This is a genomic window from Pedobacter sp. Leaf41 (assembly GCF_001422545.1).
Taxonomy (GTDB): domain Bacteria; phylum Bacteroidota; class Bacteroidia; order Sphingobacteriales; family Sphingobacteriaceae; genus Pedobacter.
On sequence record NZ_LMLE01000011.1, the window covers coordinates 82,395 to 96,292 of the forward strand.

The window sequence follows — 13,898 nt, forward strand, 5'->3', positions numbered from 1 at the left end:
TTAATGCATCATCGCGTATTTTTCTTTCGATGCAGCAACACCTTTTGTAGCTTTGCTTTTGATTAGCCAAATGGCGAAAAATGCACCAACCAAAGCCATTGCTGCACCAACATAGGCCGGCGAGGTATAGTCAAACCCGTAAACCAAAGGTAAACCGCCAAAGAAAGCACCCAATGCATTCCCGATGTTAAAACTGGCTTGACTCGCCGATGCGGCCAGCATTTCAGAGCCCTTGGCCGATTGTATCATCAACATCTGGATTGGCGCAGCAAGAGCAAACGCAACGGCCCCTGTAATAAAAGTCATTATTAAAGCCAGGGGTTGACTGAATGAGATATAATGTACAATAGTTAAAGTTACAGCCATAGCCAGAAGTAACGCAGCCGAAGCTTTAGCAGGAGAAAACTTATCGGCTAATATTCCGCCAATATAATTTCCAACCAGCATCCCTACGCCAGCGAGCATTAATATATATGTTACGGCATCTGCAGAAAAACCTGCAACATCTGTCATTAAAGGGGCAATGTAACTGTACCAGGTAAATAAGCCACCTGTACCAATTGAGATCATCATGATTATAATCCATGCTTCCCTCTTCTTGAAAAAACTTAATTCAGCTTTTAGATCCCTGTTCTTTGCAGCTTCTAATGCCGGCAGCCAAAGTTTTAAGCTTAATAAGGTAACCAGACCCACCAGCACTACAACGGCAAATGAAATTCGCCAGGAAAAGTTATGGCCTATAAAAGTACCCAGCGGAACACCTAAGATATTTGCAATGGTTAAACCCATAAACATTAACGAAACCGCCTGAGCCGCCTTACCTTTTTCCGCAATTCTACTTGCAACTACCGATCCTACACCAAAAAATGCCCCATGTGGTAATCCTGAGAGCAATCTGGCAATAAACAAAGTGTCGAAAGTTGGTGCAAAAGCCGAGAATGCATTAAATGCAGTGAACATGATCATCAACGCCATTAATATTTTTTTAGGTGGATATTTCCCGGCAATCATTATTAACAGGGGCGCACCAATCACTACTCCTAGTGCATAGGCAGAAATCAAATGTCCGGCTTGTGGAATGGTAACTTTTAGGTCTTTTGCAATATCTGGCAGTAAACCCATCATCACAAACTCTGTTATGCCAATGCCTAATCCTCCTAGGGTGAGTGGTAGTAAGTTCTTATTCATACCTATGCTTAGTGTTAAAATTACACTATGTAAAGGTAGGTCTTTTTGAGTTAATGAAATGTAAAAAAGAAAAGGGGAGTTTGGGAACGGGGAATTATGGAATAGAAAATAGTGAATAAGGAAATGGAAAATAGTAGATAAGGAAATAAACTATAAGCTTTGTGAAGAACAAATAGAAATTCTGTTCACAGCATCATTCTTAAAATTGCTGCAAAAAAAAAAGCTGCCTTTTATGAAAGGCAGCTTTAGGCTGGTGTAAAATTTACTTCGATTTGCTGTATGCTAAAATCTTGTTGATGGTTTCATCTTGAGGATTTTTAGCCAGACGATCTAATTTACTTTTGATTTGATCGTAAAATAAGTCGATTTCCGCGTCAGATTCAATATCAGTTTTAGGCTGAAACATACTGTGGGTTGGTAAATTTACATTGTTTTTTGATGTAGAGGTTTTTGTCATAAGCAACTAAATGTGATAAGTTTATAAACTTAACGATAGTTCAGATGCTTTATTTCGAGCCCTAAAATTTTTAACGTAACTTTTTTATTACCCTTTGTAGGTCATCTCTTTAGTTTTAAGCATTTTGCGCAAGTTGCTTAATGCATAACGCATCCGTCCAAGGGCAGTATTAATGCTTACATCGGTTAAATCAGCTATTTCTTTAAAGCTCAAATCTGCATAATGACGCATTAAAAGCACTTCTTTTTGCTCATCAGGCAGTAAATGAATCATTTCTTTCAAATCTTTATGGGTTTGATCGCGTAACATTTTTTCCTCTGCACTTTCGTCATAAAAGTGTAGCATATTAAATACATCCATCCCATCAGAACTCGTAATAATTGGAGTTCTTTTTTCTTTTCTGAAATAATCAATCACTAAATTATGGGCAATACGCATTACCCAAGGCAGAAACTTGCCCTCCTCATTATATCTTCCAGAACGAAGCGTATTAATTACTTTTATAAAAGCATCCTGAAAAATATCTTCAGCTAAATATTGGTCTTTTACCAATAAATAGATGGAAGTATAAATTTTACTTTTATGCCTTCTTAAAAGTTCTTGTAGCCCATTCTCATCCCCTGCAATGTATAACTTTACAAGGTCTTGGTCACTGTATGATTGTAAATTCATAGGTTTGCCTACACTAAATCCCGTACTGTTTGCTAAAAATTAATTTGTAGAAGTTTAATTTCTATAGCGTCTCTCCTATGTTTTTTAGATTGTGTTAGTTTGGTTCTGAGGTTGTTAATATTCAAAGAAAGTTATTTTTTTATCAAAAAACAAAAAATAAAATGTTAAAAAATAAATTAACCGCATCAGTACCTTATTTTTGTATGTTTTAAAAACCCAACAGTATTCTATGGGTTATATTTAAAATCATAACCATACATGAGCAAAAAAGAAGCCGAAAAAGATCCGCATAAAAATATTATTATAAAAGGTGCTCGTGTGCACAACCTGAAAAACATTGATGTTGCCATACCTAAAAATAAACTCGTTGTGGTTACTGGCATGTCTGGTTCGGGAAAATCTTCTCTGGCTTTTGATACTTTATACGCAGAAGGACAACGCAGATATGTAGAAAGTTTATCTTCTTATGCCCGCCAGTTTATGGGTAGGATGAATAAACCTGATGTAGATTATATTAAGGGTATTGCTCCGGCCATTGCCATTGAGCAAAAGGTAATTACCTCTAATCCTCGATCTACTGTGGGTACCTCCACAGAAATATACGATTATCTGAAACTTCTTTTTTCGAGGATCGGGAAAACGATTTCTCCGATTTCGGGAAAGGAAGTGAAAAAAGATTCGGTTAGTACCGTGGTTGATTATGTAAGCGCTTTGCCTGAAGATACCACAGTAACAATTTTTTGCCCTTTATACCCACATAACAACCGCACCATAAAAGAGGAACTTGCTATTTTATTGCAAAAAGGTTTTTTACGGGTACTTATTGACGATAAAATTTTAAAAATTGAATCTGTTTTAGATGATGCCGAATTTAAAGATGCCGAATTAACCGATGATAAAACGGTTCAGATTTTAATTGATAGAATAGTTACCAACCAGGAAGAAGAAACTTTAAGCCGTTTAGCCGATTCTGTTCAAACTGCTTTTTTTGAAGGTAAGGGTGATTGTTATGTCGAAGCTAATGGCAAAACCAAGCATTTTAGCGATCGCTTTGAGCTTGACGGAATGAAGTTCGAGGAGCCTACACCAAACTTTTTTTCTTTTAATAATCCTTATGGTGCATGTAAACGCTGTGAAGGTTATGGAAACGTAATTGGTATTGATGAAGATCTGGTGATTCCTGATAAGAGCAAAAGCGTTTTTGATAATGCCATAGCGCCATGGAGAGGAGAGAAGATGAGTGTTTGGTTGCAGAACTTTATCAAAGCTTCTTCAAAATTCGATTTTCCTATACATCGTCCTTTCAGTCAGCTAACTGAAAAAGAGCAACGTTTACTGTGGACGGGCAATAAATATTTTGCTGGCCTTGATGCTTTTTTTAAGGAGCTGGAAGAGCAGACCTATAAAATTCAATACCGGGTAATGTTGTCTCGCTACCGCGGGAAAACCACTTGCCCTGAATGTAAGGGGTCACGTTTGCGCAAGGATGCATCTTATGTAAAGATTGCTGAAAAATCGATTATCGATGTCGTTTTAATGCCCTTAGCGAAAGCTTTAATTTTCTTCAACGAGTTGAAATTGAACGCTACTGATGCTAAGGTGGCTAAACGTTTACTCGCCGAGATTGATAACCGGTTTCTGTATTTAAATAATGTTGGTTTAGGTTATTTAACCTTAAATCGCTTATCAAATACCTTATCAGGAGGAGAATCGCAAAGAATCAATTTGGCAACTTCTTTGGGAAGTAGCTTAGTTGGTTCTATCTATGTTTTGGATGAACCTAGTATCGGTTTGCATCCACGAGATACAAATAAATTGATTGAAGTATTGATTTCTTTGCGCAATGTTGGCAATACGGTTTTAGTTGTGGAGCATGAGGAAGAAATGATGCGGGCTGCCGATTATATTATTGACATCGGTCCGGAGGCTGGAACCCACGGTGGTAACCTTGTTTTCAGCGGGAATTACGAAGAAATTTTAAAAGATAAAAACAGTTTAACTGGCCGCTATTTATCAGGGGTAGAAAAAATAGCCATCCCAGAAAAGCGCCGGAAGTGGAAAGATCATATCCTTATTAAAGGTGCAAGAGAAAACAACCTTCAAAACATTGATGTAAAATTTCCTTTGGGTGTTTTCACTGCGGTTAGTGGGGTTTCAGGTTCGGGTAAAACCAGTTTGGTTAAAAAGATTTTATACCCTGCTTTGCAGAAAGCCATTGGAAATTATGCTGGTGAACAAACCGGTGCTTACGATGGGATTTTTGGTAATTATGATTTGATTAGTGCCGTAGAAATGGTCGATCAAAACCCAATCGGCCGTTCAAGCCGATCTAACCCCGTAACGTATGTAAAGGCCTGGGATGATATCCGTGCTTTATTTTCTGGTTTGGCATCGGCAAAAGCAGCTGGATTAAAACCAGCAGCATTTTCTTTCAATGTAGAAGGTGGCCGTTGCGATGTTTGCCAGGGAGAGGGTGAGGTGAAAATCGAAATGCAATTTATGGCAGATATTTATTTGCCATGCGAAGCTTGCGGAGGAAAACGGTTTAAGCAGCAGGTTTTGGATGTAGTTTATAAAGAGAAAAATGTTTCGGAGATTCTCGATATGACCATCGATGAAGCTGTGGATTTCTTTAAAGATGAACCTAAAATTCTCAATAAACTAAATCCTTTGGTTGATGTTGGTTTGGGTTACGTTCATTTAGGCCAATCATCTAATACCTTATCAGGTGGTGAAGCCCAGCGGATTAAACTGGCTTCATTTCTAATCAAAGGGAATAACGCCAGCAAAACACTATTCATTTTTGATGAGCCCACTACTGGTTTACACTTCCACGATATCAAAAAGCTATTAAAGGCTTTAAATACGTTAATTGAGCAGGGAAATACCATTCTGGTGATTGAGCACAATATGGATATGATTAAGTGTGCCGATTGGGTGATCGATATCGGTCCGGAAGGCGGAGATGGTGGAGGCAAAGTTGTTTTTGAGGGTATCCCTGAAGATTTGGTGAAAGAAAAGACTTCCTATACAGGGAAATATTTAGCATCGCATTTGAATTTAAATCCATAATTTCGGCAATGCTTTTTCTCACCTTTTTTATAGGCATTCTCCTTAACGCCATGGGGTATATCCCTCCTGGTAATATCAACCTCACGGTTGCGCAACTTGCCATTAATAAAGGCATGCGCCAGGTTTGGTATTTCATCCTTTCTTTTTCTTGCGTAGAGGTGTTTTTTACATTTGGAATGATGCGTTTTGCCCGCTGGGCAATGAGCGACATCAATCCTAATGAGGCAGTAAGTGAAGTAAGGTTAGGCACATTAGTAGATTGCTTTATGATTTTGATGTTTATTACCATGGGTACAATCACATGGGTAAACAGAAAAAAAGCACCTATTACCAGCAATAAAAAAGAGGATAAACGAAGTGGCAGCGTACTTTACGGATTAATATTAGGTGTTTTAAATCCAGTACAGATTCCTTTTTGGTTGTTTTTTGGCAACTATGTAATCTTGCACGAATGGATTGAAACCGATTACCTTTCGCTGATTATTTTTAGCTTAGGTTCGGGTGTGGGTTCTGCAGTAGCATTATATGTTTATGCGCATTTTGCCACTTTTATTCAGGAAAAATTTGCGCTAAGCAGCCTGATCATCAATAAATCGATAGCCATATTTTTATACGTGCTTGCCGCTTATTTGGTAATTAAACAATTGGTAATTTTGTTGTAAAGGAAACTATTCCAGTACGAAATTAGCCGTAGTTATTTGAAGATTCTAAGGATTTCTCTCAGTGTAAATTTGTTGTTTGGAAATGAAAGTGCTGTCTTAATGGCGGCTTTCAGTCCCGCCAAACACTTTACTCCACTGCGTTACGTGTTTGTTTATGTCGGGTTTAGATACACCGTTTGTGCATAAAACCCACCAAAATAATCTGAATTAAGTTAATTAGCCCCGACATAACGAAAATCCTTTTAATTGCTCAAAACTTTCATCTTCCCCAAGCTTAAATCGAAAGATTGCCTGCCTGCGGTAGACAGATAGTATGGGAGGGACCACTTTGACCCAGGTATCACAGTCATTGTGCTCCAAAATATTTAACAAGCCGTAGAGTTGATTGTGTGTATAACCTGTATTTATTCCTATTTCAAAAACTCAACGTTCCAAATTTTCTCTGCCTTCCTGCCGATTAACCAAAAAGATGCTGCAAGTACAGAGAAGAACAACGCTTTATGCCAGCTATCCCAGAAGTATTCGAAATAACGGGTGTAGAGGTTAATGAATAAGAAGGTGATCCCGAATTCACGGGCAATATCATCATGATATTTTAAGCCAAATAGGGTGCTTGCTACACAAACTATTGCAGAAATTAATGCCCAATAGAATAAACTCAGTTGCCTTACCGAATACCATTCTTCTAAGCTGGCAAAATTCCCGAAAACGGATAATGCCCAAAGTGAGACAAACAAGTAAACCATTCCGGCAATGTAAGTTGCCTGGAAGAAGTGTTGTGTTTTGGGCAATGCTTTCATAATGAACGAAGCTGCAGTTAGTGCCGCTCCAAAAACAACGAAGCGCAAAGGATAATTCATCCCCAGGAAATAATAATTCCACCGGCTTAAATAACCAGTTTCTGTTCCGAACCAGGCCCCTAAAGAGATTAATGCGAAAACCCAAATGAGCCGGGAATTGAAAAAGTATCCCAATCCACCATAAATGAAAACGGATATAAGGATTAAAATTGAAAAATTTCCAGAGCCATTGTCCATTGCTTTTCCGAAATAGGCAATGGCATTTGCTGTAAGCAGTATTGCCGAAAATACGATGGCCTCATTGCTAAACTTTAAATGAGCCAGTTTCTTTTTTCTTCTAAATCCTAGCATGTAAAGCCAGGCGGCCAAACCTCCTGAAACAATTGCAATAACAATATTCGGTGTGTTGTAAACTCTTTTAAGATAGTTGAGGATGGAATTATCTATTAATAATGAACCAAGTGAGATAAACCCGCAAGCAAGGGCAACCCAAAAAGCATACTGAGCTAAACGCAACCAATCGAAATTTTTAGCCTCATAGCTTTTGCGAAGTTTGCTACCAGTGTCTTCAGTAATTAAGCCAGTGGTTTGCCACTGTTCAATCATATCGTCTAAAAATTCACTCTTTTCTCTATCAACTTTCATAGGTTAGGTTATACACGAATATATAAAAAAGTCCTCAGTCTGGAGTCGGCAGTCTGAAGCAAAAAAATAATGGCATGAATAATCAACTGTGCTCCGAACTCGATAGGCTCAATTTTAGGTTTTATATTACCTCCTTAATTTTCTTATTGTTCCCCACAATCCAAATGACGTCTCCGTTATCAAATATGAAATCGGATGAAGGATTTAAAATGCGTTCGGTACCCCGTTCAATGCCAACAATTAATGCTTGTGCTTTTTCGCGGATGCCAGCATTTCGAATGCTTAAGCCATACACCGGCGAATCGGTATTGACAACCACCTTCTGCAATGTCATTTCCTTATCGGGGAAAGATTTTTCTTCTTCATGATGAGGTATATCCACATCAAGGAGTGCTTTTACTGACGCGAGCTGATCGTCAGCTCCAATTAACAATAAATTATCATTTGGGTAAAGTCTCTCATCGCGGCCGGGCGTTGGAATGTTGTTTCTACCACGTTCGATTAACGCAATATTTACCCCGTACTTTTCCCTAATCATCAGTTCTGAAAGCGTTTTTCCAACCACATCCGATTCTGGTGATACCTTAATTTCGGTTAAGTGGGTATCCCAAGGTAAAATATCAGGCTTTTGGTTTTCTCTGGCATTCAAATTTAGCATGAAACGTTTTTCCAACTTGTTGTAGAAGGATTGAAGTTTTCGCGAAAAGATAACCATCACCAAGACAATCAGCCCCAGTGCAATTCCTGCTGCAACCCAGGTATCGAAAAATTCATACATCAAAAACCCGACAAAAAATATTCCCAGTGCAATTCTAAATACTTCGATGGCAATTAATGGTCCACGGGTGTATTTCTTATTTAACCACAAATGAGAATAAGCCGTTTTCTGTATTCTTCTGATGGATAATGCCCATAAAAAAGGAGCCATTAGAATGAACGATGCAACTAAACTGATAATCGTAGACTTTAAACCATTAACCACGTTTTTAGCGATAAACGGTTGCACATATCGCGAAGCTAAAAAAATAACGGCAATGATAATTACCGAGTGGATAATGGTGTTAAACGCATAACTGCGCAGCAAGATTTTCCAGTCGCTTAAAGTGGTTATTCCAGCCGTACTGGAACTGTACCTTGAGATCCCATCAATCCATTTCTTTGGCAATATTCTGGTTAGGAACTGATAAAACGGTTCTGATAATTTAATGAGATACGGTGTTGTGAACGTAGTAATTGCTGATGCGGCTACTGCGATAGGATAGAGAAAATCGCTGGTTACTTTAAGTGTAAGGCCTAAAGTGGCAATGATAAAAGAAAACTCTCCAATTTGCGCCAAACTCATTCCGGCCTGTACCGATGTTTTGAGCGGCTGACCAGATAATAATGCGCCAAGACTTGAGCTTAAAAACTTACCCAAAATGGTAGCCAGGGTTACGATAACAATTGGCAAAGCATAATCAACCAAAATTTTTGGATCAATGAGCATGCCTACAGATACAAAAAACACCGCCGCGAATAAATCTTTAACTGATTTTGTAAGATGCTCTATTTTTTCGGCTTGAGTTGTTTCTGCTAAAATTGAGCCCATAATAAATGCGCCTAAAGCTGGGGAAAAGCCTACCTTAACTGCGAGCAATACCATGATTAAGCAAAGTGCCAATGAAACCACTAGCATCGTTTCATCATTCATTAATTTTCTAGTGGCCTTTAAAAATGTTGGAATAAGAAAGATTCCGCCTAAAAACCAAAGCACCAGGAAAAAGGCAAGTTTCAAAATTGAAATGAGCATTTCGCTCCCTGCAAATTGCTGACTTACTGCTAAGGTTGAAAGTAAAACCAGCAATAAAATGGCCACTAAATCTTCTACAATCAACACACCGAAAACTAAACCAGCAAACTTCTTGTGCTTTACACCGAGTTCTTCAAATGCCCTGATAATAATTGTGGTTGATGAAACAGAAAGTATACCGCCTAAAAATATGCTGTCCATAGTTTTCCAGCCCATTAACTTACCTGCAAAAAAACCAATAACCAACATAAAAACAACCTCTACAACAGCTGTAATGGAAGCCGATCCGCCAACTTTGACTAACTTTTTGAAACTGAATTCTAACCCCAAACTAAACAGCAAAAAGATTACTCCAATTTCCCCCCAAATGTTGATGCTCTTGGTATCTGTTACTGAAGGGAAAAAATCGAGATGTGGGCCAACCAATAGTCCCGCCAGGATGTAACCTAGTACTAAGGGTTGTTTTATTTTTTTAAATATAAGCGTTGTTATTCCTGCTGCGGCAAGTATTAATCCTAAATCGGCTATTAAGTCTGGTAAATGCATTGATAATGATGGTAATTTAAAATTTGAATAAATTGGACTTTCGGTTTTTACGAAGTGCCAACTTGCTTACCAAAATACATGTTTTGGGTAAAGCATTTTAAACGAATACCAATAATTTTGCCTGATAGTTTTTGCTATTTTCTTAGAAATTGAAAAATACAACTTCAAAAAAATAGCAGTGAAAAGAAAAAGCAATAATATGCTTGCAAAATTTTTATGCTGTTGATTGGTGAGGAGGTCCTTTTCAATACTTTCGTTTTCCATTGCCGTTTGCTGATGGAATTTAACCTGACTATGATAAGGCTGAAGGCTTGTAGGCGTAGATTTATTTAACGCATACTCTTTTTTTATTTGTGATGCAGCACTCACAAAATAACAAGGTATACACAAGAATATGATGATGTAAAAAAGCCTCATTGCCGCTAATATAACGAATTGAGGCCTTTCTTGGAGGATTTATTTTTTTAAATGTGTTGCAGATGATGCAAAAAATGCGAGCGTAGCTTCTTTGTCTTGATGAAGTTGTAATGTTAATGCTTCAAGCCCGGTAAACTTTACATCATGGCGTAAAAATTTAAGGAAATTCATTTTGATATCCTGTCCGTATATTTCCTGATCGAAATCAAAGATGTTAACCTCGATGTTTCTGGTCATGCCGTTTATGGTTGGCCGCTGCCCGATGTAAGCCATGCCTTTGAAAGTCCGAAGTCTGGAGTCCGAAGTCCGGAGTCTGCTTTCTGAATCTACACTTCCTTCTTCAAATTCCTCACTTATTTCTACTGTAACTGCATAGATTCCATCACCAGGGATGAGTTTATAGGTTTCTTCTACAAATAGGTTTGCTGTTGGAAAGCCTATCGTTCTGCCAATTTTATCGCCTTTAATTACCCTTCCGAAAATTGAAAATGGATAACCTAAATAATCGGCGGCTAAGCTTACATCGCCGGCTAAAAGTGCCTGGCGGATTTTAGTCGAACTCACTGCAACATCGTGAATATCTTGCTCTTTAATTTCTTCTACGGTGAAACCAAAATGGATGCCTGCAACTTTTAAGTCGCTTAAGTTACCCGACCGGTCTTTTCCAAAGCGATGATCGTATCCGATTATAATGTGTTTAGTTCCGATGTTTTCAACTAGCGTATTTTTGATGTATTCATCAGGCGTTTGATTCGAAAAATCTCTGGTAAAAGGGGTGATAATTAAATGGTCTACACCTAAACTTCTTAAAATTTCTGCTTTCTCGTTGATGGTGTTAATCATTTTCAGATCCTGGTTTTCAGGATCGATAATCATTCTTGGATGCGGAAAGAATGTTAAAATAACACTTTCACCCTTGTCGGCTTTAGCTTTGGCGACCAATTGTTTGATGATTTTTTGATGGCCGAAATGTACCCCATCAAAAGTGCCAATGGTAACTACGGCATTATCCAGTTTTTGAAAGTCTGAAAGGTTGTGGTATATTTTCAATGGGAATGTTTTATGGTTATGGGTTTTGCATAAGGGATGGAAGCGGTATACTTTTTTGTTTGCTGATATTTGATTTTTAGGATGACAATGACAAAAAAGATTTAGCGTACAGCCCGACCCCTTGCGCAGCTTGGGGGCATGCCCTAATTATTATTATTTATATTTTAATGTAATGCATGGCGTTTTACCACACCGCCTTTTAAATCGGCAATTTGTTGCTGAATAACGAACGCATCTGCATCGATTTGCCTGATAGCCGATTGTAATTTGCTCATTTCTAACTTCGTTACTACGGTAAAAATGATATCGAGATCTTTCTTTTCACCATAGCCGCCTTCGCCTTTGTAAATGGTAACACCACGTTTCATATCATTGATAATATAGGCCTTAATTTCTTCCTGATGCTCGGAAATAATGGTAACGCCGGTGTACTGCTCCAAACCATTCACAATAAAATCGATCGTACTTGATGCAGAAAGGTAGGTTAAAATGGCATAAAGTGCCGTTTCGATATTAAGGAAATAGGCGGCAAATGCAAAGATAATGATGTTTAAAATCAGGATGATATTGCCCACCGTTAGAATGCTATTTTTACTGATGTAAAGCGCCAAAACTTCCGTACCATCAATTACGCAACCGCCTCTCATTGCCAAACCAATTCCTCCGCCTAGAAACAAACCGCCAAAAAATGCAATCAGTAATTTATCGTGTGTAATGGGTTGGAAAGGAACTACAATCAATGCTACCGCCAATGTTGCAATGGCAATGGCTGTTTTAATAGCAAAGCCTTTACCTATTTGTTTGTATCCTAAAATTACGAAAGGAATGTTGATGATGGCAATGAGGTAAGATAAATTCCATTTGGTTAAGGTGCTTAATAACAGTGAAATACCTGTTACGCCACCATCAATAAATTCGTTTGGCATTAAAAAGCTTTTTAAACCAAAACAGGCTGAAGTTACACCAGCAACAATTAAAAAGAATTCTTTTACAAATCTAGTATTTCGGTTTTTAATGTTGTTCATAGTTGAGGTTCGGTTTTTGGCTCTTCCTTCTTACTGCGAATATAATTAACGAGTTCTAAAACCTCAAATGAATCGGAGAGCAAAAAGTTTCCACTACGGGTACGCGTGAGTTTTGATAAATAGGCGCCATTGTTGAGCTGTTTCCCGAAATCGGAAACGAGTGAACGGATGTATGTTCCTTTACTGCAAACAATTCTGAAATCTATTTCTGGCAGTTCGATACGGGTAATTTCAAACTCAGGAACGGTAACAAAACGTTTTCGCAATTCTACTTCTTCGCCTAACCTTGCTTTTACGTATAAACGTTCGCCATTAACTTTTACCGCTGAATGTGCTGGTGGATATTGTTCTATATCGCCAATAAACGGCTTACAGGCTGCATAGATTTCTTCTTCAGTAATTTTGCTAATGTCGAAAGTTTCATCAACCTCCGTTTCCATATCAAAAGAGGGGGTGGTAGCACCCAAAATCATGGTGCCGGTATATTCTTTTTCTTCTGCCTGAAAGGTATCTATTTGCTTGGTTAATTTGCCAGTGCAGATAATGAGCAGGCCTGTAGCTAATGGATCTAAAGTACCGGCATGGCCAACCTTAAGTTTTAGAGGTTTTAAAGAATTACGAATTTTGCCAACCACATCAAAGGATGTCCACTTGTATGGCTTATTAATTAGAAGCAGTTCGCCCTCTGCAAAATTGAAATCTTTAAACTTTGAATTTTCTGTACTCACAAATCTTTTTTTCGCAAAGATACAGATTAAATTATTTCTAAGTTATGGCCAGTCATTAGCAGGATGATGATGATTAGACCCGCAACAATTCTATACCAGCCAAACATTTTGAAACCGTGTTTATTTAAATAGCCAATGAAACTTTTAATGGCTAAAAGTGCCACAATGAAAGCAACTACGTTTCCAATAATCAGTAAATTAGTTTGCTCTTGAGTGATGGTATGACCATCTTGATAAAAATCTAAAAGTTTTTTTGCGGTGGCAGCAAACATGGTTGGAACAGCTAAAAAGAATGAAAATTCTGCCGCTACTTTTCTGCTTAATTTTTGAGTCATACCACCCACAATAGTGGCTCCGGAGCGTGAAACCCCAGGAATCATGGCGATGCACTGGAAAAATCCGATCTTTAAAGCGGTTAAATAATTAATATCTTCCTCTTCATTGATAGTGGGTTTATCGAACCACTTATCAACAAAAAGCAAAATAATACCACCCACCAGAAGTGAAATACCAACTGCCATCGGACTTTCTAAAAGTTCATCTATTTTCTTGCTTAGCAAAAGGCCAAAAATAGCGGCCGGGATGAAAGCAACAACAAGTTTGATGTAGAAGTTTATCGATTTAAAAAAGCGTTTGAAGTACAAAACTACAACTGATAAAATAGCCCCCAACTGGATAGCAACAGTAAATAATTTTACAAAAGGATCGCTGGCTATCCCCATAAATGAGGAGCCAATAATCATGTGGCCTGTGCTCGATACGGGTAAAAATTCAGTTAATCCTTCTATAATGGCAAGGATAATGGCTTGAAAATAGTTCATAGGTTTAATAGTGGATTATTCCCACC

General features: G+C 38.0%; 11 protein-coding genes. 2 read left to right on the forward strand and 9 right to left on the reverse strand.

Annotated features, from left to right (window positions below; genetic code table 11):
• From ASE92_RS18055 to ASE92_RS18065, 3 genes are all read right to left on the reverse strand, one after another.
• Window positions 1-1,188, reverse strand: coding sequence for an MFS transporter (locus tag ASE92_RS18055; RefSeq protein ID WP_056851527.1), 1,188 nt, complete (start codon window positions 1,186-1,188; stop codon window positions 1-3).
• A 262-nt stretch (window positions 1,189-1,450) separates the two neighbouring features.
• Window positions 1,451-1,645 (reverse strand): hypothetical protein, encoded by a 195-nt coding sequence (locus tag ASE92_RS18060; RefSeq protein WP_056851528.1) that lies wholly within the window; start codon window positions 1,643-1,645, stop codon window positions 1,451-1,453.
• Window positions 1,646-1,732: 87 nt separating this feature from the next.
• On the reverse strand, window positions 1,733-2,317 hold the full coding sequence (locus tag ASE92_RS18065; protein WP_056851529.1) for an RNA polymerase sigma factor: 585 nt from the start codon (window positions 2,315-2,317) through the stop codon (window positions 1,733-1,735).
• A 258-nt stretch (window positions 2,318-2,575) separates the two neighbouring features.
• On the opposite strand from ASE92_RS18065, the gene uvrA reads away from it, so the two are divergent.
• Both uvrA and ASE92_RS18075 read left to right on the forward strand, forming a co-directional pair.
• Window positions 2,576-5,389, forward strand: a complete 2,814-nt coding sequence (uvrA, locus tag ASE92_RS18070; protein WP_056851530.1) for an excinuclease ABC subunit UvrA — start codon at window positions 2,576-2,578, stop codon at window positions 5,387-5,389.
• A 50-nt stretch (window positions 5,390-5,439) separates the two neighbouring features.
• Window positions 5,440-6,051: a LysE family transporter gene (locus tag ASE92_RS18075; protein WP_235527396.1), complete on the forward strand. Its 612-nt coding sequence runs from the start codon at window positions 5,440-5,442 to the stop codon at window positions 6,049-6,051.
• Window positions 6,052-6,461: 410 nt separating this feature from the next.
• Here ASE92_RS18075 and ASE92_RS18080 read toward each other — a convergent pair whose 3' ends face one another.
• From ASE92_RS18080 to ASE92_RS18110, 6 genes are all read right to left on the reverse strand, one after another.
• Entirely contained in the window at window positions 6,462-7,496 is a 1,035-nt protein-coding gene (locus ASE92_RS18080; protein WP_056851532.1) for a hypothetical protein, read from the reverse strand.
• A gap of 121 nt (window positions 7,497-7,617) precedes the next feature.
• Complete coding sequence (locus tag ASE92_RS18085; RefSeq protein WP_056851533.1) at window positions 7,618-9,831, reverse strand: cation:proton antiporter; 2,214 nt, start codon at window positions 9,829-9,831, stop codon at window positions 7,618-7,620.
• A 456-nt stretch (window positions 9,832-10,287) separates the two neighbouring features.
• On the reverse strand, window positions 10,288-11,298 hold the full coding sequence (locus ASE92_RS18095; protein WP_056851535.1) for a bifunctional riboflavin kinase/FAD synthetase: 1,011 nt from the start codon (window positions 11,296-11,298) through the stop codon (window positions 10,288-10,290).
• 164 nt (window positions 11,299-11,462) lie between these two features.
• Window positions 11,463-12,323, reverse strand: a complete 861-nt coding sequence (locus tag ASE92_RS18100; protein WP_056851536.1) for a YitT family protein — start codon at window positions 12,321-12,323, stop codon at window positions 11,463-11,465.
• Window positions 12,320-13,051: a tRNA pseudouridine(55) synthase TruB gene (gene truB, locus ASE92_RS18105; RefSeq protein WP_056851537.1), complete on the reverse strand. Its 732-nt coding sequence runs from the start codon at window positions 13,049-13,051 to the stop codon at window positions 12,320-12,322. Before truB ends, ASE92_RS18100 begins: the two co-directional genes overlap by 4 nt.
• A 26-nt stretch (window positions 13,052-13,077) precedes the next feature.
• Window positions 13,078-13,872, reverse strand: coding sequence for an undecaprenyl-diphosphate phosphatase (locus ASE92_RS18110; protein ID WP_056851538.1), 795 nt, complete (start codon window positions 13,870-13,872; stop codon window positions 13,078-13,080).
• Window positions 13,873-13,898 lie beyond the last annotated feature (26 nt).